Here is a 19,588-nt window from a genome sequence, read left to right as displayed (position 1 = left end):
AAGGCGGAACATTGGCGAACTTCACCGCTGCCGACGTCAAGCGGCTTCGGGAACTCACCGGTGCCGGCATGCTCGACTGCAAGAACGCGCTGGCCGAAAGCGACGGCGACTTCGACAAGGCCGTCGAGGCGCTCCGGATCAAGGGCGCCAAGGACGTCGGCAAGCGCGCCGAGCGGGCGACGGCCGAGGGTCTGGTCGCCACCCAGGGCGGCGCGCTCATCGAGTTGAACAGCGAGACCGACTTCGTGGCCAAGAACGCGGAGTTCCAGGCGCTGGCCGACCAGATCGTGGCCGCGGCCGTGTCGTCGAAGGCCGCCGACGTCGACGCGCTCAAGGCTTCTTCTATTGACCAAACCTCGGGTACCAAGACCGTCGAGCAGGCGATCGCCGAGCTGTCGGCCAAGATCGGCGAGAAGTTGGAGCTGCGCCGGGTCGCGAACTTCGACGGCACCGTCGAGGCGTACCTGCACCGGCGGGCGGCGGACCTGCCCCCGGCGGTGGGCGTGCTGGTCGAGTACCAGGGCTCCGACAAGGAGGCCGCGCACGCGGTCGCCCTGCAGATCGCCGCGCTCAAGGCCCGCTACCTGTCCCGCGACGACGTGCCCGAGGACGTGGTGGCCAGCGAGCGCCGCATCGCCGAGGAAACCGCCAAGGCGGAGGGCAAGCCGGAGCAGGCCCTGCCCAAGATCGTCGAGGGCCGGTTGAACGGCTTCTTCAAGGACGCCGTGCTGCTCGAGCAGCCGTCGGTGTCCGACAGCAAGAAGACGGTCAAGGCCCTGCTCGACGACGCCGGTGTGACGGTGACGCGGTTCGTGCGCTTCGAGGTGGGTCAGGCGTAGCCGGCGCGCGTGAGCGGCTAGCGTCACTGCTATGCGGCACGTGCACGCGTTCGGCGACGACGCCCTCGGCGATCTCGACGCGGTCGGGCTCGCCGAGGCCATCCGCTCCGGACGCGTCGGCAGGGCCGAGGCGGTCGAGGCGGCGATCGCCCGCACCGAAGCCGTCGACCCGGCCCTGAACGGGTTGGCGTACGCGGGTTTTCGGCAAGCGCGTGCGGCCGCCGAGCAGGCGGCCGACGGCTATTTTTCCGGCGTCCCGACGTTCATCAAGGACAACGTCGACGTCGCCGGGCAGCCCACGATGCACGGCACCGACGCGTGGACACGCCGCGACGCCGTCGCCGACAGCGTGTTCACGAAGCTGTACCTGGCCACCGGGATGACCTCGCTGGGCAAGACGCAGCTCTCGGAATTCGGTTTCAGCGCGTCGGCCGAACACCCGCGGCTGGGCCCGGTCCGCAACCCGTGGGACACCGAATACAGCGCCGGCGCATCCTCATCGGGGTCGGGCGCCTTCGTCGCCGCCGGTGTGGTGCCGATCGCGCACGCCAACGACGGCGGCGGCTCGATCCGCATCCCGGCGTCCTGCAACGGGCTCGTCGGCCTCAAACCGTCGCGCGGGCGGTTGCCCCTGGACGCGGTGCTGCGCCGGATGCCGGTCGGCGTCGTCGTCAACGGCGTGGTGACCCGTTCGGTGCGCGACACCGCGGCGTTCTACCGGGAGGCCGAGCGGATCTGGCGTAACCCCAAGCTGGCCCCGGTCGGGGACGTCACCGGGCCCGGCCGGCAGCGGCTGCGGATCGCGGTGTTGACCCGCTCGATCCAGCGCGAGTGCAGCCCCGCGGTGCGGGAGCTGACGCTGAAATCCGCGGGCCTGCTCGAAGAGCTGGGCCACCGCGTCGAACACGTCGACGAACCGCCGGTGGCGGCCAGTTTCGTCGACGACTTCGTGCTGTATTGGGGATTTTTGGCGCTGGCCCAGGTGCGCGGCGGACGGCACATGTTCGGCGAGACGTTCGACCGCGCCAAGCTCGACTGCCTGACGCTGGGCCTCATGCGACACACCGGCCGCCACCTGCACCGGCTCCCGGCGGCGATCATGCGCCTGCGCGGGGCGCGGCGGCGCACCGCGCGGTTCTACGGCACCTACGACGCGGTGCTCACGCCGACCCTGGCCGACGAGACGCCCCGCATCGGGTTCCTGGCGCCGACCGACTATCAGCAGGTCATCAACCGGCTGATCGAGTGGGTGTCGTTCACCCCGCTGCACAACGTGACCGGCGAACCGGCGATCTCGCTGCCGTTGGCCCAATCCGCCCACGGCATGCCGGTCGGCATGATGCTGTCGACCGGTATGGGGCAGGAGTCGCTGCTGCTCGAACTCGCCTACGAACTCGAAGAGGCCCGGCCGTGGGCGCGGATCCAGGCCGGGTGATCAGGCCTGCTCGTCGGACCCGAGTTTTTCGAGCATCCTTTTGAATTCGCGCTGCTGCGTCTCGGTGAGCTTGCTCAGGATCCGGGCGTCGGCGCCGCGCACCGCCGCTTCGGCGCGCTTGAGCAGGGCGCGGCCCGCGCCGGTCAGGTTGGCCGGCAGCGCCCGCCCCGACGACACCGACGAAGGCCGCTCCACCGCACCGACGTCCTCCAGCTTGCGCAGCACCGTGTTCATCGCCTGCGGGGTGACGCCCGCGTGGCGGGACAGCTCGGCGCTCGACATCCCCGGGTGCATCGAAAGGATGCGCAGGCAAACGAATTCGGGCAGGGCCAGGTCCAACGGACTCAGCACCGCGGCAACCTCCGGCCGCAACACCGTCCCCACCCGGTACAGCAGATAGCCAAGCGGGGCGTCGTCCTGATTCATGTCAACCATGTTGACATATGTCCGCCTGGTCACGGCGCACATTTCCCGGACCGCGATTGCCCGGCCCGCAACGGGGTAACCGACCGGCGGTAACAGGTTTCCCGCACCGCTTTTGGCGCACGAGGAGGTTCGATGCCGAAGACGACGAAAGGCGGAGCGCCCAAGAAGAGCGAACTGCCCAGCACTTTGCGGCGTTCCGACGCCAAAGCGCAACGCACGTTCGCGAAATCCCACGACGCGGCCGCCGACCAGTACGGCAGCGAGGAACGGGCCCACCGGGTGGCTTACGCCGCCGTCAAGCACAGTTTCGAAAAGGTCGGCGACCACTGGGAACCCAAGGAGAAGAAGGGGCCGTCCGACGAGCGCGCCGAGCGTGGCGGGCTGCGACCGTCCGGCGAGTCGGCCGAGGGCGTCGACGCCAACGCCAGCAAAAAGCATCTGCTCGACGTGGCGCGCCGGCTCGAAGTTCCGGGCCGATCGACGATGAACAAAGCGGAGTTGGTCGACGCGATCAAGAAGCACAATCGCCGCGTCCGCGGACGCTGAGCGGGAATCGCCAACTCCCCGCGGTCCTTTGCGTTCGCGTGCGCACCGCGGCGATGCGGCGCCGTTTGCCGCCCGAGTCCGCGGGTACGTGACTGCCCGTGGTCGCGAAGCGTTCGCGCACAGACGACACCAGGGAGCAGTGACATGAGCGAGCCGGATTCCGTCATCCACAATCTGCGCGACACGCTCAACAACGAGCCCGGTCTCGCGGATCGGCTCGAGCGGTCTTTGCAAAAGGCGCGCGGGCGGGCCGAATCCGAGCTGAACCCGGAGCTGTACGAGGCGCTCGAGTGGCCGCGCGACATCGGCGAGTACGAGGCCTACCTGAAGCGCTTCCTCCGATGGGTGCCCCACGAGTCGGACGCGGACGCCTGGAAGAACGAAAAGCGGCAGGCTCAAGAGGTCAGCGATCGCATGGCGCACTTCTACTTCCTGGTCGACCAGGGCGACGAGCCGGCCCAGGGCTCCGGTGTCTTTCGGGAATGGCTGACGGACTTCGCCCGGCAGTGGGGGAATTTCCTGGACACGCCGGAGTCGTTCAGCCCCGAAGCCCTGCAGTCGTTCATCGACAACGCGCCGGAGTACCGCATCCATGAGTCGCTGGTCGACGGCGTCCCGAACGCGCCCAGCGGATGGCTGACCGCCAACCAATTCATCGCGCGGGAAATCAACGGAGGGCTGCGCCCGATCGCCGAGCCGACCACCAACCTGGTGGTGACCTCACCGGCCGACTGCAAATACCAGCACGCCTACGACATCGCTGCCGACTCGAGCATCCCCGCCACCACCGTCAAGAACGAAAAGTACGGCAACATCAAGCAACTCATCGAAGGAAGCCAATACAGCGAGAGCTTCGCCCGCGGCACCTTCGTGCATTACATGCTGCCGGTGCATGCCTACCACCGCTATCACCTGCCCGTCGCGGGACTGGTCGAGGAGTCCTTCCGGATCAACGGGAAAGTCTTCATGCGGGTGGGCCTGGAAGAACACGAGTTCGCCTCCAGCGACAGCGCCAGCAGCGGGTACGAGTTCTCCCAGACCCGCGGCGTGGTCACCGTCGACACCTCGCAATCGGATTGCGGCGACATCGGCATCGTGGCGGTCATCCCGGTGGGCATGGCCCACGTGTCGTCGGTCGTCCTCACCGCGGTGCCCGGCAAACACATGGCCAAGGGGGAGGAGTTCGGGTACTTCCAGTTCGGCGGCTCGGACATCATCATCCTCTTCCAGGAGGGCGTCGATCCCCAGCTGGACACCAGTGAGGAGTTCCGGCTGGTCGGTTCGCCGGTGGCGCGCTGCGCCGCGCCGCGAAACCCGCAGTGAGGGTGATTATTACGCCGCCCAAGGGGTAAAAGCCCTGCCTGCGGGGGGCAAGGCGGCTTCTCCGACGGTGCGGATCGAGCCGTTCGAGGTCGCCTCGGTCGATCGTTTGTGGGGCTATCAGTCGGGGTAGTCAGCCGCAATGGCCGGTCTCCTGGGGCGACTGTGGCTCACGGCGTGGCACAAGGTGCTGTCCTCGCCCCTCCTCACGCTCAACGGCTACGTCGCCTTCGACTTGCCGCGCACCGTAACCGCGTTGGGCACATCGCTGCTCATGGGCCTGGTGGCGGTGCACGCCTACCTGGCGGCCACCCGGCCCGGCCTGCCGCTGTATTTCTGGGTGTATCTGGCCGCGCTGATCGCCGCCTGCCTGGCCGTCGCCGCCGCGATGGCGTTTGCCGCCAAACCCCTTGTGCCGCAAGCGGGCTGGTACGCCGGGAGCCTGGTGTGCGCGGCCTTCCTGGTGATCTATCTGGTCAGCCGGTTTGTCAGCCTGCCGGGTCTGGTGGCGGTGACCGGGCGGTGGGACCTGGCCCCGGGAACGTTTGCCATGGCGTTCGCCGGTGCCTTCATCGCCGTGCACACCACCGTCCTGTCCGGCATCAACGTGGCGTATCCGCAACGGCAGAACTGGCGCGACTGAACGGTGACGACATGACAGTGCTCGACTATCCGGCGTGGCTGCGCATCGACCACTGGCTCAATGTCCTTTTTCTGACGCTGGTGATCCGCAGCGGCATCGAGATCCTGTCCACGCACCCGAAGCTGTACTGGCACGACGACAGCAGGCCCGGCAGCGAGTGGGCGCGCTTCACGGTCAAGGAAATGCCGGTCAACAAGCTCTACGACACCCTCGACGAGGAGGAGGACTACAGCTCGCTGTTCTCGTTGCCCGGCCACAAGAAACTCGGCATGGGCCGCCACTGGCACTTCTTCTCGGTGATCGGCTGGATCCTCGTCGGCCTCTCGTATTACATCCTGCTGTTCGCCACCGGGCAGTGGCACCGGTACTGGCCGGCGTCGTGGTCGATCTTCGGTGAGGCGTGGAACGACGTCGTCACCTACATGAGTTTCAACCTGCCGCCGCTGCTGCCGGGCGAGCCACTGGATGCCATCCAGAAGCTGACCTACGCCGGGGTCATCTTCGTGCTGGCGCCGTTCCAGATCCTGACGGGCGCCGCGCAGTCACCGGCCATCGAGGCCGCGTTCCCCTGGTATGTGCGCATGTGGGGCGGCCGGCAATGGGCGCGCAGCCTGCACTTCCTCGGCCTGATCGCGTTTGTGGTGTTCATCGTCATCCACCTGTCGATGATCTTCTTCTGGAGTTGGGGCCAGCTCACCGCGTCGATGATCTTCGGTTCCGTGCGCAACATCGGTTGGGCCACCGCCCTGTCGCTGGTGATCATCGCGGCCATCGTCGCCGTCCACGTCGCGGCGACGGTGTGGAGCCTGCGCCGGCCCGTTCAGGTGCGCCGCGTGCTCGGCGCCGTGGTTACCCGCGCCCGCAAAATCCTGTTGCGGCCGCTGAATTCGAGGCAGAACTACCCCGAGCGGATGACGTCCAAGGAGCACCGGGTCAACGGCAAGCCGCCGACCAGCGCCGAGTACAAGGTGATGGCCGTGCACAACTTCGTCGATTGGCGCGTGCGGGTGGGGGGGCTGGTGGAAAACCCGGTGACGCTGGACCTCGACGCGCTGCGCGGCCTGGCCGAGCAGCAATCGCAACGCGTGATGCACAACTGCGTGCAGGGGTGGACCAGCATCGGCCAGTGGAGCGGAATTCCGCTGGCCCAACTCGCCGATCATGTGCGTCCGCTCCCGCAGGCGAAGTACATCTGCTTTTTGACCATGCAGGACACCGGCCGCGACGAGCCCAGCGCGGAGGGGGAGGGCCAGTTCTACGAGGTGATCGATCTCGAACTCGCCTACAAGCCACAGACGTTGCTGGCCTACGAGATGAACGGGAAGCCGCTGCCCATCAAGCACGGGGCGCCGCTGCGGCTGCGGGTGGAGACCCAGGTCGGTTTCAAGATGGCGAAGTGGATCAACCAGATCGAGTTCATCGACGACTACTCCGGCATCGGCCACGGCCTTGGGGGCTGGCGCGAGGACAACGTCCACTACGACAAGGACGTGGAGATCTGACATGCCCGACCCTTCGGCAACGCGTCCCGAGCTGATCGACCTGCAAAGCGTTGAGCGCGAACGAGTTTCAGAGCTGGTGGCCGTCAAGGGCGGACACTGTGCCGGCTGCGGCGGCAGGGACTTCGCCGTCGGGCACGCGCTGTATCTCGGGTTCTTGTTCCTCGACGAGGACGACGACGCCTTCATGGTGGCGTTGACGTGCCGCAACGACGACTGTCCGGCCCCGCGCACCGGAATCGTGTTGGCCGCCAACGAGTTTTTGTCCGACTACCGGGAGATCTCCGACGTCGAGGACATCGCGAGCCGCGCCAGGGCGAGACAGGCTAGCGCAACGTGGGGTGGCTCGGGGTATCGGTGAACCGCGGCCGGGCGAGATCGAACCTCTCGATCAACTCCGACACGGAACGCAGGTCGTCACATAGGGATTGGAACCGTCGTTCGGCGGGCTCGTCGAGCACGCCCAGGCAACTGTAGTGCACCAACCGGCGGAACCTCCCGGCGAGCGCTGCCCCCCAACGGATCCCGAAGTCGTAGGCCTGCCCTTCGGGAACGTCGTCGAGCCGCGCGAGCTCTTTGAGCGCCGCGATCTGCTCCTCGAGCAGCTCGAAGTCGTCATCGATGCCGATCGGCTCGGGCCGCCGCGCTGTGGTGCTCATCTGAACTCCCTCACAGGCGTGGCTTCGCCACGCTGATCACGTGGGGCTGGCCGCGCAGGGTCAGATACACCCGCTTGGGCCCGATCGCCATCCCGGACAGCGGCGCCGAAGCGACCGGGCCCGACGGCAATCCCGCCCGGTAGTCGAGGGTGCGGATCACCCGGATGGTCCCGTTCGGAAAGCCGGTGAAGCTCGCGGTTTCCAGCACCGTCACGTCGCGGTCGGTGGCCGCGTAGATGCGCGTGTCGTCGGTGCCCAGATAGCGAATCGGCGACGACAGCTCGGTTCGGGCCAGCACCTCGAGCCCGTCCCCGCCGCGACGCGAGTCGACCGCGTACAGCACCTTGTCGTCGCGCCCGGCCACATAGCTGCGGGTGACCTGGGTTCCGTCGCCCGCCCACACGGCGACGGCCATCGGAAGCGAGCCGCGTTCTTCGGGCGGCGACGTGGGCCCCTTGTAATAGCGGATGCCCGAGGCGCCGTAGAGGTGGTACTCGATTTGCCGCCCGCGGTTGGACCCGTCGATCGTGTCGGCCGGGTCCCCGGCGTAGGTGGCCGTCGGCAGCTTGCGGAACCCGTACTGGTCCACCGGCGTCACCGACGAACCGTCCGCGGCGAGCGCCAGCAACACCCGCATGCCGGCGTCCTCGGCGAGGTAGGAAGGCGCGGGGCCGGCGTCGATTTCGGCGACCGGCCGCAGGGTCGCGATGTCGACGACGGCGACCTTGCCGCGCTCCGGCTGCGGCACGAAGACGTGGCGGTCGTCCTTCTGGCTGATCTGCAGGTTGCGCCCGGACCCCATCGGGGCCGACAGCCGGGTATGGGCGGTGCCCGGCCCGGCGTAGCCGATCGCGGCCAGCCGGTGATCGTCGGTGAGGCCCAGCAACTCGTGGTCGTGATAGGACCAGACCGGGTCATGCAGGGCCGCGTCGATGGTCGCCACGCTGACCGCCGGCGCGCTCTCCAGCGAGGACCCGGGGGCCGAACATCCCGCTACCGCCACGACCCCGGAGGCCGCCGCGACCGACCATCGTCGCAACCTTCGCCGCTGACCGCTCCCGATGGCCACGATCGGTGCCATCCTTTCGCCGTTTCGCCCGTCCGGGCTGTACCCCGGCGGGCGGCCCGTTACACCTGCGAGAGGGCGCGACGGGATCGCCGCCTACAGAATCGGCCGCCCGCCCGTGACGGCCACCCGCGCCCCGGAGATGTAGCTCGCGTCGTCGGAGGCCAGCAGCACGTAGAGCGGGGCGAGTTCGGCGGGCTGGCCGGCACGCCCCAGCGGCACGTTGTCGCCGAAGGACTCCACGCTGTCCGGCGGCATCGTCGACGGGATCAGCGGCGTCCAAATCGGACCCGGCGCCACGCTGTTGACCCGAATCCCCTTCTCGCCCAACAGCTGAGCCAAGCTGGCGGAGAAATTGGCGATCGCCGCCTTGGTCGCGGCGTAGGGCGCCAGGGTCGGATTGGGGCTGTCGGAGTTCACCGACGAGCTGCCGATGATCGACGAGCCGGCGTTCAGGTAGGGCAGGGCCGCCTTGGCGAGGTAGAAATACGCGCCCACGTTGAGCCGGAAGGTGTAATCCCACTCCTCGTCGCTGATCTCGTCCAGGCTCTTGCGCATCATCTGATACGCGGCGTTGTTGACCAGGATGTCCACGCCGCCCAATTCCTGCACCGCCCGGTCCACGACGGCGCGGCAGTGGGCGGCGTCGGAGAGGTCACCGGGCACCAGCACGCACTTGCGTCCGGCGTTGGTGACGTAGCGGGCCACGTCGCGCGCGTCGTCGTCCTCGTTGAGGTACGCGATCAGCACGTCGGCGCCCTCGCGCGCGAAGGCGATCGCGACCGCACGCCCGATGCCGCTGTCGCCGCCGGTGATGATCGCCTTTTTGCCGAGGAGTTTTCCCGAGCCCTGGTAAGTGTTTTCACCACAATCGGGAATTGGATCCATCTGGGCCTGCACGCCCGGGACGGATTGTTGTTGCGCGGTAAAGCCCATCTTGATTTCCTTTGCCTCGCTCGAAAGTTGGCCATGTCATTGGAGAAGCCGGCCCGGGCAAACGCCGGCGCCGCTTCCCGCTTTACGATTCGCGACGGGTTGGGCCGGCGGCCGGAACGTCCGGATCGTCGTCGGCCGGCGGCTCCGGGTCCCGCCACTCCTCGCTACGGCTGGACCGATTGCCGCGGACCGTGCCCTCCAGTTCGTGCTTGAGCTCGTCGTCTTCCCGTGAGCTGTGCTTGGAGTTGCCACGTTGCACGCGATCGCCCCCTTCGCGGATGTCTCGGCCTGTGCTCAGAACGCCTTCGCGCACCGGTTACCCGGCGGCGCACGGCTTAATCGGGGCGCGCGGCGGGTGTTAGCGGTGATGCGGATGTTGTGTTCTGTTACCAAAGATGTCGTCGGCGAAAACACCCGCATTTCACCAGCTAATGGACCCGATTATTGGCGTGCGGCGCGGGTAGATGTTTAAAGCCGGAGCCGCATGGCTATTTCGCTGCGTATATCTGCATGCCCTTGACGGGGGGCGTTTGTGTGCGACGAAAGGAATGAAGAATGAAGGTCACCAAGACGGCCATTAAGACAGTTGCCGCCGCCGGGATTGCGGCCGCGGGCGTTTTCGCCGCGGCGCCGGCTTTGGCTTCGCCGCCGCCCAACATTCAGGGATTCGGCACCAGCGAACAGCTCGTGGACGGCGCCCTGATCACCAATTACACCGTGAGCAACCTGCAGCCGAGCAATGTCACCATCCCGGGCTACACGCCCAAGGGCACGCTCTACCAGGCGGACATCAGCGCCCGGTCGGAGGCCGGCCTCGTGACCCCGATGGTCAACGACTTCATCGCCCGCGGACCCAACGGTCAGAATTACCGGGTGATCGACAAGGTCGGGACCCCGAACGGGCTCAGCCCCGCGCCGATCCCGCAGGGCAGCGAGTCGACCGGCACGCTGTACTTCGACGTGACCGGCGCGCCCCCCAACGGCGTCGTCTACAACGACGGCATGCAAGACGTCCTGATCTGGACGTCGAACATGGAGGGCGGCTCCGCGTCCGGGACGATCAACAGCCCGGCGCCCGGCGCGCCGAACAGCCCGGCACCCGGTGCCCCGCCGGCGCCGGCGCCCAGCGCCTGATCCGGCCGGCAAAACTCCCCGCACCCCCGTGGTGCGGGGAGTTTTTGCGTCCCGACGAATCGGGCGCGGGTGAACCGGGTACCCGGCATTCATGAGTAATCCGGACCACAGGCCGGCGAGCGTGCGCAAACAAGCGCAACGCAACGCCGAGCGAACGCGAGCGGCGATGGACGAGCGGCGCAGCGAACACAGCGGCGGGCTGAGCGGCTGGGTCGCCGAGCGCGCCGGCCGCTGGGATCTGTCCGGCCAGGACGAGGCCGCCCTGCAGCGACAGAAGTATTTGTGGAATGTGCTGGTGGACTATTGGTTTCGGATGGAGATCGACGGCTGGGAGAACATTCCGGAAGCACCGCCGGCGCTGCTGGTCGGGATCCACTCCGGGGCCCCGTTCGTGTGGGACGCCTGGACGGTTGGTCTGCAATGGTGGCGACGGTTCGGCCAGGACCGGCCGCTGCACGGCACCGCCCATGACGCGTTGATGGCAATCCCGTTGTTCGGGCGCTACTTCCGGTCGATGGGGGTGCTCCCGGCCGCCCCGGACGCGATCGCCACCGCCCTGGCCGAAGGGCGTGACGTCGCGCTGTGGCCGGGTGGGGAAGTGGACTCGCTGCGCCCATGGACGGAGCGCGATCGGGCCAACCTCGCCGGGCGGACGGGCTTCGTCAAGATGGCGATCCGGGCCGGGGTGCCGATCGTGCCCATCGCCACCGTCGGCGGGGCCGACGCGATGCCCGTGCTGATCCGCGGCGACCGGCTGTCAAAAGCCTTGCAACTGGACCGGTTACTGCGGCTCAAGGTGTTCCCGCTGGCGATCTCGCTGCCGTGGGGGATCGCCCCGGCGGCGCTGCCCCAACTGCCGCTGCCGGCCAAGATCAGGACGCGCTTCATGCCCGCCGTGGAACTCGACCACGACCCCGCGCGGGCGGACGACGAGGAATACATCGACCGCAAATACCACGAAGTGCAGGATTCCATCCAGGAGGGCATGGACGCGCTGGCGCGCAAGCGCGCCTTCCCGTTCTTCGGGTGACGGCCGCGAAAACCGTTGCGGCCACGTCGATGAGGGCGTCGTGGATCAGGTTGCCCGCGTGGGTGTCAGCGCCGGATCGGCGAGCACCCACTCCGGTTGCGGGGGCGTGGGCGCCCGGTAACCGACCCCGCGGACGGTGCCGATCACGAATTCGTGCCGGGTGCCGAGCTTGGCGCGCAGTCGCCGGATGTGGACGTCGACCGTGCGGGCCCGGCTGTTGCTGTCATAGCCGCACGCCTCCCGCATCAATCGGGTGCGCGTGAAGGCCTGGCCGGCATGCAGCACAAGGAAACTCAGCAATCTGAACTCGGTCAGGGTCAGAGTCAGGTCGTGGCCGTCCAGCGACGCGGTGAAGCTCGCCGGGTGCAGGCGGAGGTCGCCGAACTTCAAGATGCCGTCGGCGGTGCCGCGGCGGCGGCCGACCGCCAGCCGCAACCGCGCCCGCAGCTCGTCCGCGCCGGTGCCGGGCAGCATCACGTCGTCGAAATTGCCATCGGTGTCGACCGCGGCGCAATCCGCCGGCCTCACCAGGGCCACCACCGCGGTAGCGGGGTTCTGCGCCGCCAGTCGGCGGCTAACCGCCTGGGCCGCAGGCATATTGCTGCGCGCGTCGACGATCGCCACGTCGGCGGTGGCGCAATGACCGTCGGTGTGGGCGGTCAGCGCCACGCGCGCCGGGAGCGCGAACGTGGTCAAATCCGGTAAGGCCGATTCGAAATCAGCCTCGTCGGTGAGCACCACAATGTCCATCGACCTGTCCAACGACATCTCCAACCTCGTGAGGTCCCTGCGTTCCCCCCGGTCCGTAGGCGCCTCGCGCGAGATGTCTGGCAGCGCTAGGGCTGTTTACCCACTCGGCCGAAAACTATGCAAAGCTATGCAAACTCAGGCCGGCGCGCTGGAGAAAGTCGATGGGCCCGGCCCATTTTCATGGACCGGACCCATCTTTCCCATCAAGCTACTGGTTGGACTTCTGGCGCTCCTCGGCCGCCTCGGCGCCGCCACGCGCGGCTTCCGCCTCGGCTTCCTTCTTCGCCGCGTCACGCTGCGCTTCGGCCTTGTCCTGCTGCGCCTGGCCCTCACGGGTCAGGTCATCGCGACCGGCCACCGCGCCTACGGCCTCCTTGGCCTTACCCTTGACGTCCTCGACGACGCCCTTCACCGCTTCAGCGGGTCCCGACTTGTTTTCTTCCGCCATGGATCCGTTCCTCCTCGTTGGCGTACTGTGAGCGATCCACGCTCAACGATCGCGAGCGATCGATCCGGTCATACGGCGAACCCGGTCCTCATTGCTCGAGACCGCATATGTCACCGCGTTGTAGCGGGTTCCCCTGCCGTCGGCGGCTCAAACGCAGCGCCGGGCGTCGGAACATTCGGTACCGGCAGGCTCGAAAATCGCTCCCGCACGCCAACTGTGCGCATAATGCACCCCACCGACGCCCCGTTGTGCTGCGATGAGGCAGGATGTGAAATGCCGTTCCGGATGAGATCGCCCGGGATGGCACTCTCATGCGAGGAGTCTGATGACGGAGTCCAGGGAGCCCCACGTCGCCGGCCCGGCGGCTCCGAGGCAGGAGCCCACGAACGGACTGGCTTCCGGCCAGGCGCTGACCCGGGCCAGGTATTCGCGAGTGCTACTCAAGCTCGGCGGCGAAATGTTCGGTGGCGGCCAGGTGGGCCTGGATCCCGACGTCGTGGCGCTGGTGGCGCAGCAGATCGCCGAGGTGGTCCGCGGCGGCGTCCAGGTCGCCGTCGTGATCGGCGGGGGCAACTTCTTCCGGGGGGCGCAGCTGCAGCAGCGCGGCATGGAACGCACCCGTTCGGACTACATGGGCATGCTGGGCACCGTCATGAACAGCCTCGCGCTGCAAGACTTTCTGGAGAAGGAAGGCATCGTCACCCGCGTCCAGACCGCGATCACCATGGGTCAGGTCGCCGAGCCCTACCTGCCACTGCGCGCCGTACGCCACCTGGAAAAGGGGCGCGTGGTGATCTTCGGTGCCGGCATGGGCCTGCCGTACTTCTCCACCGACACCACCGCCGCGCAGCGGGCGCTCGAGATCGGCGCCGAGGTGGTGTTGATGGCCAAGGCCGTCGATGGCGTCTTCTCCGCGGACCCGCGGCAGTATCCCGAGGCCGAGCTGATCACCGCGATCAGTCATCGCGAGGTCATCGACCGCGGGCTACGAGTGGCCGATGCCACCGCGTTCAGCCTGTGCATGGACAATGGCATGCCGATCCTGGTGTTCAACCTGCTGACCAATGGCAATATCGCCCGGGCGGTCGCTGGTGAGAAAATCGGGACTCTGGTCACCACCTGATGAGGAGCGGCGCAGATGATTGACGAGGCTCTCTTCGACGCTGAAGAGAAAATGGAGAAGGCCGTAGCGGTCGCCCGCGACGACTTGTCGACCATCCGGACCGGGCGCGCCAATCCCGGCATGTTCTCGCGGATCGTGATCGATTACTACGGCGCCGCCACCCCCATCACGCAGCTGGCGAGCATCAACGTCCCCGAGGCGCGCCTGGTGGTGATCAAGCCCTACGAGGCGAGCCAGGTGGGGGCGATCGAGACGGCGATCCGCAACTCCGACCTGGGCGTGAATCCCACCAACGACGGCACCCTGATCCGCGTGGCGGTCCCGCAGCTCACCGAGGAACGTCGCCGCGAGCTGGTCAAACAGGCCAAGAGCAAGGGGGAGGACGCCAAGGTCTCGGTGCGCAACATCCGCCGCAAGGCGATGGAGGAGCTGCACCGCATCCGCAAGGACGGCGAGGCCGGCGAGGACGAGGTCGCCCGGGCCGAAAAGGACCTGGACAAGACCACGCACCAGTACACCACCCAGATCGAAGAGTTGGTCAAGCACAAAGAAGGCGAGCTGCTGGAGGTCTAGCGACCACTCGGCAGCTAAGTTGACTCAGGCCCGTGGCTACCCCAGATCCCGGCGCAGGCACCCCGCCCGACGAGCCCGGCGCCGCAGCCCAGCCGGAGCCTGCGTTCACGGCGATGCCGCCGCCCGCGAAGAAGACCTCGCGGGCCGGCCGCGACCTGCGCGCCGCGATCGCGGTGGGCGCCGGTATCGGCGGCGCTTTGGTCGTCACGCTGGTGTTCGCCCCCCGCTTTTGGGTCCCGATCGTCGCGATGGCCATCCTGGTCGCCACCCACGAGGTGGTGCGGCGGCTGCGTGAAGCCGGATTCGTCATTCCGGTCATCCCGTTGCTGGCCGGCGGGCAGCTCACGGTGTGGCTGACCTGGCCGTTCCACGCCGCCGGCGCGCTGGCGGGCTTCGGCGTCACCGTGGTGGCGTGCCTGTTTTGGCGATTGTTCATGCAGGACAACCGCACACCGCCCGAACCCGCCGGTGGGTCCCCGTCGCCGTCCTACCTGCGCGACGCGTCCGCCACAATTTTCCTGGCCGCGTGGGTGCCGCTGTTCGCGTCCTTTGCCGCGTTGCTGGTGTATCCCGCCGACGGCGCGGGGCGGGTGTTCTGCCTGATGATCACGGTGGTCGCGTCGGACGTGGGCGGCTACGCCGTCGGCGTGTTGTTCGGCAAGCACCCGATGGTCCCGGCGATCAGCCCGAAGAAGTCCTGGGAGGGGCTCGCCGGTTCGCTCGTCCTGGGCATCACCGCGGCGACCCTGACCGCGACCTTCCTCGCCGGCAAACCGCCGTGGGTGGGCGCGCTGCTGGGTCTGGTGCTCGTTTTGACCTGCACGCTCGGCGATCTGGTGGAATCGCAGATCAAGCGCGACCTCGGCATCAAGGACATGGGCCGGCTGCTGCCCGGCCACGGCGGACTGATGGACCGCCTCGACGGCGTCCTGCCGTCGGCGGTCGCGGCGTGGACGGTGCTGACGCTCGTTCCCTAGGTCGGCCCGACGTGACCGATACTGGACAGGTCATGGTCCAACAACTGGTGTTCTCCGAGCCGCGACCCGGCAAGCCGCCGCGGCACCTGGCCGATCTCGACGCGGACGGCCGCGCCGCCGCCGTCGCCGAGCTGGGGCTGCCGGCCTTTCGCGCCAAGCAGCTGGCGCATCAGTACTACGGGCGGCTGATCGCCGACCCGCGGCAGATGACCGACCTGCCGGCCGGGCTGCGCGACGCGATCGCCGACACGATGTTCCCGATCCTGCTCACCGCGGTCTCCGAGGTGGCCTGCGACGCCGGCGAGACGCGAAAGACGTTGTGGCGGGCCCTCGATGGGGTCACCGTGGAGTCGGTGTTGATGCGCTATCCGCAGCGCAACACGGTGTGCATCTCGTCGCAGGCCGGCTGCGGCATGGCGTGTCCGTTCTGTGCGACGGGCCAGGGCGGGTTGAGCCGCAACCTGTCGACGGCCGAGATCCTCGAGCAGGTGCGCGCCGCCGCCGCGGTGCTGCGCGACGACTTCGGCCCGCCCAGTCAGCGGCTGTCCAACGTGGTCTTCATGGGCATGGGGGAGCCGTTGGCCAACTACGCCCGGGTGGTCGCCGCGGTGCGGCGCATCATCGCCGCGCCGCCCCACGGGTTCGGCATTTCGGCCCGTTCGGTGACGGTGTCGACGGTCGGCCTGGCGCCCGCGATCCGCAAACTCGCCGACGAAGGGCTCGCGGTGACCCTGGCGCTGTCGCTGCACGCGCCCGACGACGAACTGCGCGACACGCTGGTGCCGGTCAACAACCGGTGGAAGATCGCCGAGGCGCTCGACGCCGCACGGTATTACGCCGACGTCACCGGCCGGCGGGTATCGGTGGAGTACGCGCTGATCCGTGACGTCAACGACCAGCCGTGGCGGGCGGACCTGTTGGGGCAGCGGCTGCATCGCGCGCTGGGGCCGTTGGTGCACGTCAACCTGATCCCGCTGAACCCGACGCCGGGCAGCGAGTGGGATGCGAGCCCGAAGGCGGTCGAGCGCGAGTTCGTGCGGCGGGTCCGCGCCAAGGGCGTGTCCTGCACGGTCCGCGACACCCGCGGCCGCGAGATCAGCGCCGCGTGCGGCCAGCTGGCCTTCGAGAACCGGTAGCTCGCTGGGAGCGGATGAACCGGACTACGGGCTGTCCCGTCGAGTAAGGCATGACTCCAGTAATGAGGTGTGCCATGAGGATTCGCTTGTCAGCCCTGAACAAAGCGTTTGCCGCGGCGATGGTCGTCGCCGCGATGATGGTCGGCGTGGCCAGCGGACCACGCGCGCAGGCCGCCGACGACCGATTGCAGTTCACCGCGACGACCCTGAGCGGTGCACCCTTCAGTGGCGCCAGTTTGCAGGGCAAGCCGGCGGTGCTGTGGTTCTGGACGCCGTGGTGCCCGTACTGCAACGCAGAGGCCCCCGGCGTCAGCCAGGTCGCGGCCGCCAACCCCGGCGTCGCTTTCGTCGGCATCGCGGCGCACGCGGACGTGGGTGCGATGCAGGGCTTCGTCTCCAAGTACAACCTGAATTTCACCAACCTCAACGACACCGACGGCGCCATCTGGGCCCGCTACAACGTCCCCTGGCAGCCCGCCTACGTGTTCTACCGCGCGGACGGCAGCTCGACCTTCGTCAACAACCCGACCTCGGCGATGTCACAGCAGGAGCTCTCCGACCGGGTCTCCGCGCTGAGGTCCTGACCAAATGGACCAGGGTCTGGTCGGCCTGGCCTTCGCCGCCGGATTGGTGGCCGCGCTGAATCCGTGTGGGTTTGCCATGCTGCCCGCCTACCTGTTGCTGGTGGTGCGCGGCCGGCGACCCGACGAACGCTCCGGCGTGGCCGCCACCGGGCGGGCGCTGGCGGCCACCGTCGGGATGGCGCTGGGCTTCTTGACCGTGTTCGGCGTGTTCGGCGCGCTGACCGTGTCGGCGGCCACGACCGTGCAGCGCTACCTGCCGTACGCCACCGCGCTGGTCGGCGTGGTGTTGATCGTGCTCGGTGCCTGGCTGCTGTCGGGTCGGGAACTGTCGGCCCTGGCCTCGCGGCCGCTGGGGCCGAGGTGGGCCCCCACGGTGCGGCTGGGCTCCATGTACGGCTACGGCATCAGCTACGCGGTCGCCTCGCTGTCGTGCACCATCGGGCCGTTCCTGGCCGTCACCGCAGCCGGCCTGCGCGGGGGATCGATCGTCACCGGCGTGGCGATCTACCTCTCCTACAGCGCGGGGCTGACCCTGGTCGTCGGTGTGCTCGCCGTCGCCGCCGCGACGGCGAGCACCGCGATGGTGGACCGGCTGCGCCGAATCCTGCCGTTCGTCAACCGGATCGGTGGCGCGTTGCTGGTGCTGGTCGGGCTGTACGTGGCCTACTACGGCAGCTACGAGGTGCGCCTGTTCGGCGCAAACGCCAACCCGCGGGACGCGGTGATCACCGCGGTCGGTCGTCTGCAGGGTGCGACTGCCGGCTGGGTGCACCAGCACGGAATATGGCCGTGGCTGGTGGCCGTGCTCGCGTTGGCGGTCGTCGTGATCGGCGGCGCCTGGCATCGCCGGGTGAAACGCCAGGGCAAACGGGGAGCGGCTACCTGATCCAGCCGCGCCGGCGGCCCCACAGGTCGCGGATCAGGACGACGAGGACCAGGGCCGCGAAGCCGATCAGGAACCAGTCCTCGATGTGGCCGACGTGGTTGCCGCGCAGCATCGCCAGCAACAGCCCGAAGATGCACAGGCCGACGATGTGCCAGGTCCGGTGATTGATCCGGCTCCAACCCCACGCCGCCGACGGCACCTCGACGGAGTCGACGCCGGTGAAGTGTTCGACCTCGGTACTGGCCACGGCGAATCCCTTTCGGATCGGATCGGCTTGCTGAACCCAAATTCTGGCATAAGGCCGCGCCGCGGGCGCGGCCGCATCGTGGCCCCCGTCCGGGCCGGGCGGCACAATGAATGGGTGACCAACCCGACGACCGACGGGCAAACCCCGGGCCGCGTGCGCGTGCTGGTGCTGGGCAGCACCGGCTCCATCGGCACCCAGGCGCTGGACGTCATCGCGGCCAATCCGGACCGCTTCGAAGTGGTCGGCCTGGCCGCGGGTGGGGCGAACCTGGACACGCTGTTGCACCAGCGCGCCGCCACCGGTGTGACCAACATCGCGGTCGCCGACGAAGCGGCGGCGCGGCGGGCCGGCGACATCCCCTTTGCCGGGCCCGAGGCCGTGACCCGGCTGGTCCAGGAGACCGAGGCCGACGTCGTCCTCAACGCGCTGGTGGGGGCGCTGGGCCTGCGGCCCACCCTGGCCGCGCTGGAGTCGGGCGCCCGGTTGGCGCTGGCCAACAAGGAATCGCTGATCGCCGGCGGTCCGCTGGTGCTCAAGGCCGCCAAGCCCGGCCAGATCGTGCCGGTCGACTCCGAACATTCCGCGCTGGCCCAGTGCCTGCGCGGCGGGACCCCCGACGAAGTCGCCAAGCTGGTGCTGACCGCGTCCGGCGGCCCGTTCCGCGGCTGGACCGCCGCCCAGCTCGAGGACGTCACCCCCGAGCAGGCCGGCGCCCACCCGACGTGGTCGATGGGCCCGATGAACACGCTGAACTCGGCCTCGCTGGTCAACAAGGGGCTCGAGCTCATCGAGACCCACCTGCTGTTCGGCCTTCCCTATGACCGCATCGAGGTGGTCGTGCACCCCCAGTCGATTGTTCATTCGATGGTCACCTTCGTCGACGGCTCGACCCTCGCCCAGGCCAGCCCGCCGGACATGAGGCTGCCGATCGCGCTGGCCCTGGGCTGGCCGCGCCGGGTGCCCGGCGCGGCCGCCTCCTGCGACTTCAGCACGGCGTCTAGCTGGGAATTCGAGCCCCTGGACAACGACGTCTTCCCCGCCGTCGAGTTGGCCCGGCACGCCGGGCAGACCGGCGGCTGCATGACCGCGGTCTACAACGCCGCCAACGAGGAGGCGGCGCAGGCGTTCCTGGCGGGCCGCATCGGGTTCGGTGCCATCGTCAAAACCATCGCCGACGTGCTGCACGCCGCCGACCAATGGGCCGTCTCACCCGCTAACGTGGATGAGGTACTCGACGCGCAGCGCTGGGCACGGGAGCGGGCCCAGCGTGTCGTCGCACAGGCGCAGCCCGCCAACTTATCGGTCAAAGCCTCCGGAGCGGTGTGAGAAAG

At 68.4% G+C, this 19,588-nt stretch carries 24 protein-coding genes; 16 read left to right on the top strand and 8 right to left on the bottom strand.

Translation table 11 applies throughout. The features are described from left to right. Positions 1-11: 11 nt before the first annotated feature. Both tsf and OCQ_RS18015 read left to right on the top strand, forming a co-directional pair. Positions 12-839, top strand: a complete 828-nt coding sequence (gene tsf / locus OCQ_RS18020) for a translation elongation factor Ts (RefSeq protein WP_008258809.1) — start codon at positions 12-14, stop codon at positions 837-839. Between the two features lie 31 nt (positions 840-870). Then, positions 871-2,274, top strand: a complete 1,404-nt coding sequence (locus OCQ_RS18015) for an amidase (RefSeq protein WP_014382957.1) — start codon at positions 871-873, stop codon at positions 2,272-2,274. Here the strand turns inward: OCQ_RS18015 and OCQ_RS18010 are convergent, their stop codons facing one another. Beyond that, on the bottom strand, positions 2,275-2,700 hold the full coding sequence (locus OCQ_RS18010; protein ID WP_008258807.1) for a MarR family winged helix-turn-helix transcriptional regulator: 426 nt from the start codon (positions 2,698-2,700) through the stop codon (positions 2,275-2,277). It abuts the gene before it with no gap. A 132-nt stretch (positions 2,701-2,832) separates the two neighbouring features. On the opposite strand from OCQ_RS18010, the gene OCQ_RS18005 reads away from it, so the two are divergent. The 5 genes from OCQ_RS18005 to OCQ_RS17985 all read left to right on the top strand — a co-directional run bounded on the left by OCQ_RS18005 (position 2,833) and on the right by OCQ_RS17985 (position 7,069). After that, complete coding sequence (locus OCQ_RS18005) at positions 2,833-3,246, top strand: ChaB family protein (protein ID WP_014385455.1); 414 nt, start codon at positions 2,833-2,835, stop codon at positions 3,244-3,246. A gap of 144 nt (positions 3,247-3,390) precedes the next feature. Further along, positions 3,391-4,569 (top strand): phosphatidylserine decarboxylase, encoded by a 1,179-nt coding sequence (locus OCQ_RS18000; protein ID WP_014385454.1) that lies wholly within the window; start codon positions 3,391-3,393, stop codon positions 4,567-4,569. 139 nt (positions 4,570-4,708) lie between these two features. Continuing rightward, a complete protein-coding gene (locus tag OCQ_RS17995) occupies positions 4,709-5,209 on the top strand; it encodes a hypothetical protein (protein ID WP_014385453.1) in 501 nt (166 codons plus the stop codon). Positions 5,210-5,220: 11 nt separating this feature from the next. Continuing rightward, positions 5,221-6,711: a molybdopterin-dependent oxidoreductase gene (locus OCQ_RS17990; protein ID WP_041785124.1), complete on the top strand. Its 1,491-nt coding sequence runs from the start codon at positions 5,221-5,223 to the stop codon at positions 6,709-6,711. Position 6,712: 1 nt separating this feature from the next. Then, the gene (locus tag OCQ_RS17985) at positions 6,713-7,069 is read left to right on the top strand and encodes a hypothetical protein (RefSeq protein WP_009952693.1); all 357 of its coding nucleotides are present in this window, start codon (positions 6,713-6,715) and stop codon (positions 7,067-7,069) included. Here OCQ_RS17985 and OCQ_RS17980 read toward each other — a convergent pair. From OCQ_RS17980 to OCQ_RS26825, 4 genes are all read right to left on the bottom strand, one after another. Next, a complete protein-coding gene (locus OCQ_RS17980) occupies positions 7,035-7,367 on the bottom strand; it encodes a hypothetical protein (protein ID WP_014385451.1) in 333 nt (110 codons plus the stop codon). The genes OCQ_RS17985 and OCQ_RS17980 overlap by 35 nt on opposite strands. Positions 7,368-7,377: 10 nt before the next feature. Then, positions 7,378-8,448, bottom strand: a complete 1,071-nt coding sequence (locus tag OCQ_RS17975; RefSeq protein ID WP_014942632.1) for a YncE family protein — start codon at positions 8,446-8,448, stop codon at positions 7,378-7,380. A gap of 81 nt (positions 8,449-8,529) precedes the next feature. Beyond that, positions 8,530-9,369 carry an SDR family oxidoreductase gene (locus OCQ_RS17970; RefSeq protein ID WP_008258798.1) on the bottom strand — a complete coding sequence of 280 codons (840 nt, stop codon included), beginning with the start codon at positions 9,367-9,369 and terminating at the stop codon, positions 8,530-8,532. Between the two features lie 82 nt (positions 9,370-9,451). Beyond that, positions 9,452-9,628 (bottom strand): hypothetical protein, encoded by a 177-nt coding sequence (locus OCQ_RS26825; RefSeq protein ID WP_167324040.1) that lies wholly within the window; start codon positions 9,626-9,628, stop codon positions 9,452-9,454. 296 nt (positions 9,629-9,924) lie between these two features. Here OCQ_RS26825 and OCQ_RS17965 point away from each other — a divergent pair, with 296 nt between their 5' ends. Beyond that, positions 9,925-10,503 carry an MPT63 family protein gene (locus tag OCQ_RS17965; protein ID WP_008258797.1) on the top strand — a complete coding sequence of 193 codons (579 nt, stop codon included), beginning with the start codon at positions 9,925-9,927 and terminating at the stop codon, positions 10,501-10,503. A 91-nt stretch (positions 10,504-10,594) separates the two neighbouring features. Continuing rightward, positions 10,595-11,533: a lysophospholipid acyltransferase family protein gene (locus OCQ_RS17960; RefSeq protein ID WP_020188526.1), complete on the top strand. Its 939-nt coding sequence runs from the start codon at positions 10,595-10,597 to the stop codon at positions 11,531-11,533. A 45-nt stretch (positions 11,534-11,578) separates the two neighbouring features. Here the strand turns inward: OCQ_RS17960 and OCQ_RS17955 are convergent, their stop codons facing one another. Further along, on the bottom strand, positions 11,579-12,301 hold the full coding sequence (locus tag OCQ_RS17955; RefSeq protein ID WP_014385447.1) for a winged helix-turn-helix transcriptional regulator: 723 nt from the start codon (positions 12,299-12,301) through the stop codon (positions 11,579-11,581). A gap of 190 nt (positions 12,302-12,491) precedes the next feature. Continuing rightward, entirely contained in the window at positions 12,492-12,731 is a 240-nt protein-coding gene (mbp1, locus tag OCQ_RS17950) for a microaggregate-binding protein 1 (protein WP_008258793.1), read from the bottom strand. Positions 12,732-13,056: 325 nt separating this feature from the next. Here mbp1 and pyrH point away from each other — a divergent pair, with 325 nt between their 5' ends. The 6 genes from pyrH to OCQ_RS17920 all read left to right on the top strand — a co-directional run bounded on the left by pyrH (position 13,057) and on the right by OCQ_RS17920 (position 18,010). Then, the gene (pyrH, locus tag OCQ_RS17945) at positions 13,057-13,854 is read left to right on the top strand and encodes a UMP kinase (RefSeq protein ID WP_014712070.1); all 798 of its coding nucleotides are present in this window, start codon (positions 13,057-13,059) and stop codon (positions 13,852-13,854) included. A 15-nt stretch (positions 13,855-13,869) separates the two neighbouring features. Further along, positions 13,870-14,427, top strand: coding sequence for a ribosome recycling factor (frr, locus tag OCQ_RS17940; RefSeq protein WP_014385446.1), 558 nt, complete (start codon positions 13,870-13,872; stop codon positions 14,425-14,427). Positions 14,428-14,459: 32 nt separating this feature from the next. Continuing rightward, the gene (locus OCQ_RS17935) at positions 14,460-15,404 is read left to right on the top strand and encodes a phosphatidate cytidylyltransferase (protein ID WP_036429090.1); all 945 of its coding nucleotides are present in this window, start codon (positions 14,460-14,462) and stop codon (positions 15,402-15,404) included. A 32-nt stretch (positions 15,405-15,436) separates the two neighbouring features. Continuing rightward, on the top strand, positions 15,437-16,540 hold the full coding sequence (rlmN, locus tag OCQ_RS17930) for a 23S rRNA (adenine(2503)-C(2))-methyltransferase RlmN (RefSeq protein ID WP_008258789.1): 1,104 nt from the start codon (positions 15,437-15,439) through the stop codon (positions 16,538-16,540). A 74-nt stretch (positions 16,541-16,614) separates the two neighbouring features. Next, the gene (locus tag OCQ_RS17925) at positions 16,615-17,124 is read left to right on the top strand and encodes a protein disulfide oxidoreductase (RefSeq protein WP_014385444.1); all 510 of its coding nucleotides are present in this window, start codon (positions 16,615-16,617) and stop codon (positions 17,122-17,124) included. Between the two features lie 4 nt (positions 17,125-17,128). Then, complete coding sequence (locus OCQ_RS17920) at positions 17,129-18,010, top strand: cytochrome c biogenesis CcdA family protein (protein ID WP_014385443.1); 882 nt, start codon at positions 17,129-17,131, stop codon at positions 18,008-18,010. Here OCQ_RS17920 and OCQ_RS17915 read toward each other — a convergent pair. Further along, entirely contained in the window at positions 18,003-18,257 is a 255-nt protein-coding gene (locus OCQ_RS17915) for a DUF2631 domain-containing protein (protein ID WP_036390065.1), read from the bottom strand. The genes OCQ_RS17920 and OCQ_RS17915 overlap by 8 nt on opposite strands. A gap of 114 nt (positions 18,258-18,371) precedes the next feature. Between OCQ_RS17915 and dxr the strand changes: the two genes are divergently transcribed. Continuing rightward, the gene (gene dxr / locus OCQ_RS17910) at positions 18,372-19,583 is read left to right on the top strand and encodes a 1-deoxy-D-xylulose-5-phosphate reductoisomerase (RefSeq protein WP_020823213.1); all 1,212 of its coding nucleotides are present in this window, start codon (positions 18,372-18,374) and stop codon (positions 19,581-19,583) included. The last annotated feature ends 5 nt before the right edge of the window (positions 19,584-19,588 follow it).

Source organism: Mycobacterium paraintracellulare, assembly GCF_000276825.1.
Lineage (GTDB): Bacteria > Actinomycetota > Actinomycetes > Mycobacteriales > Mycobacteriaceae > Mycobacterium > Mycobacterium intracellulare.
The sequence above is the reverse complement of the archived record's forward strand: the minus strand, read 5'-3'. Positions and strand labels throughout refer to the sequence as shown.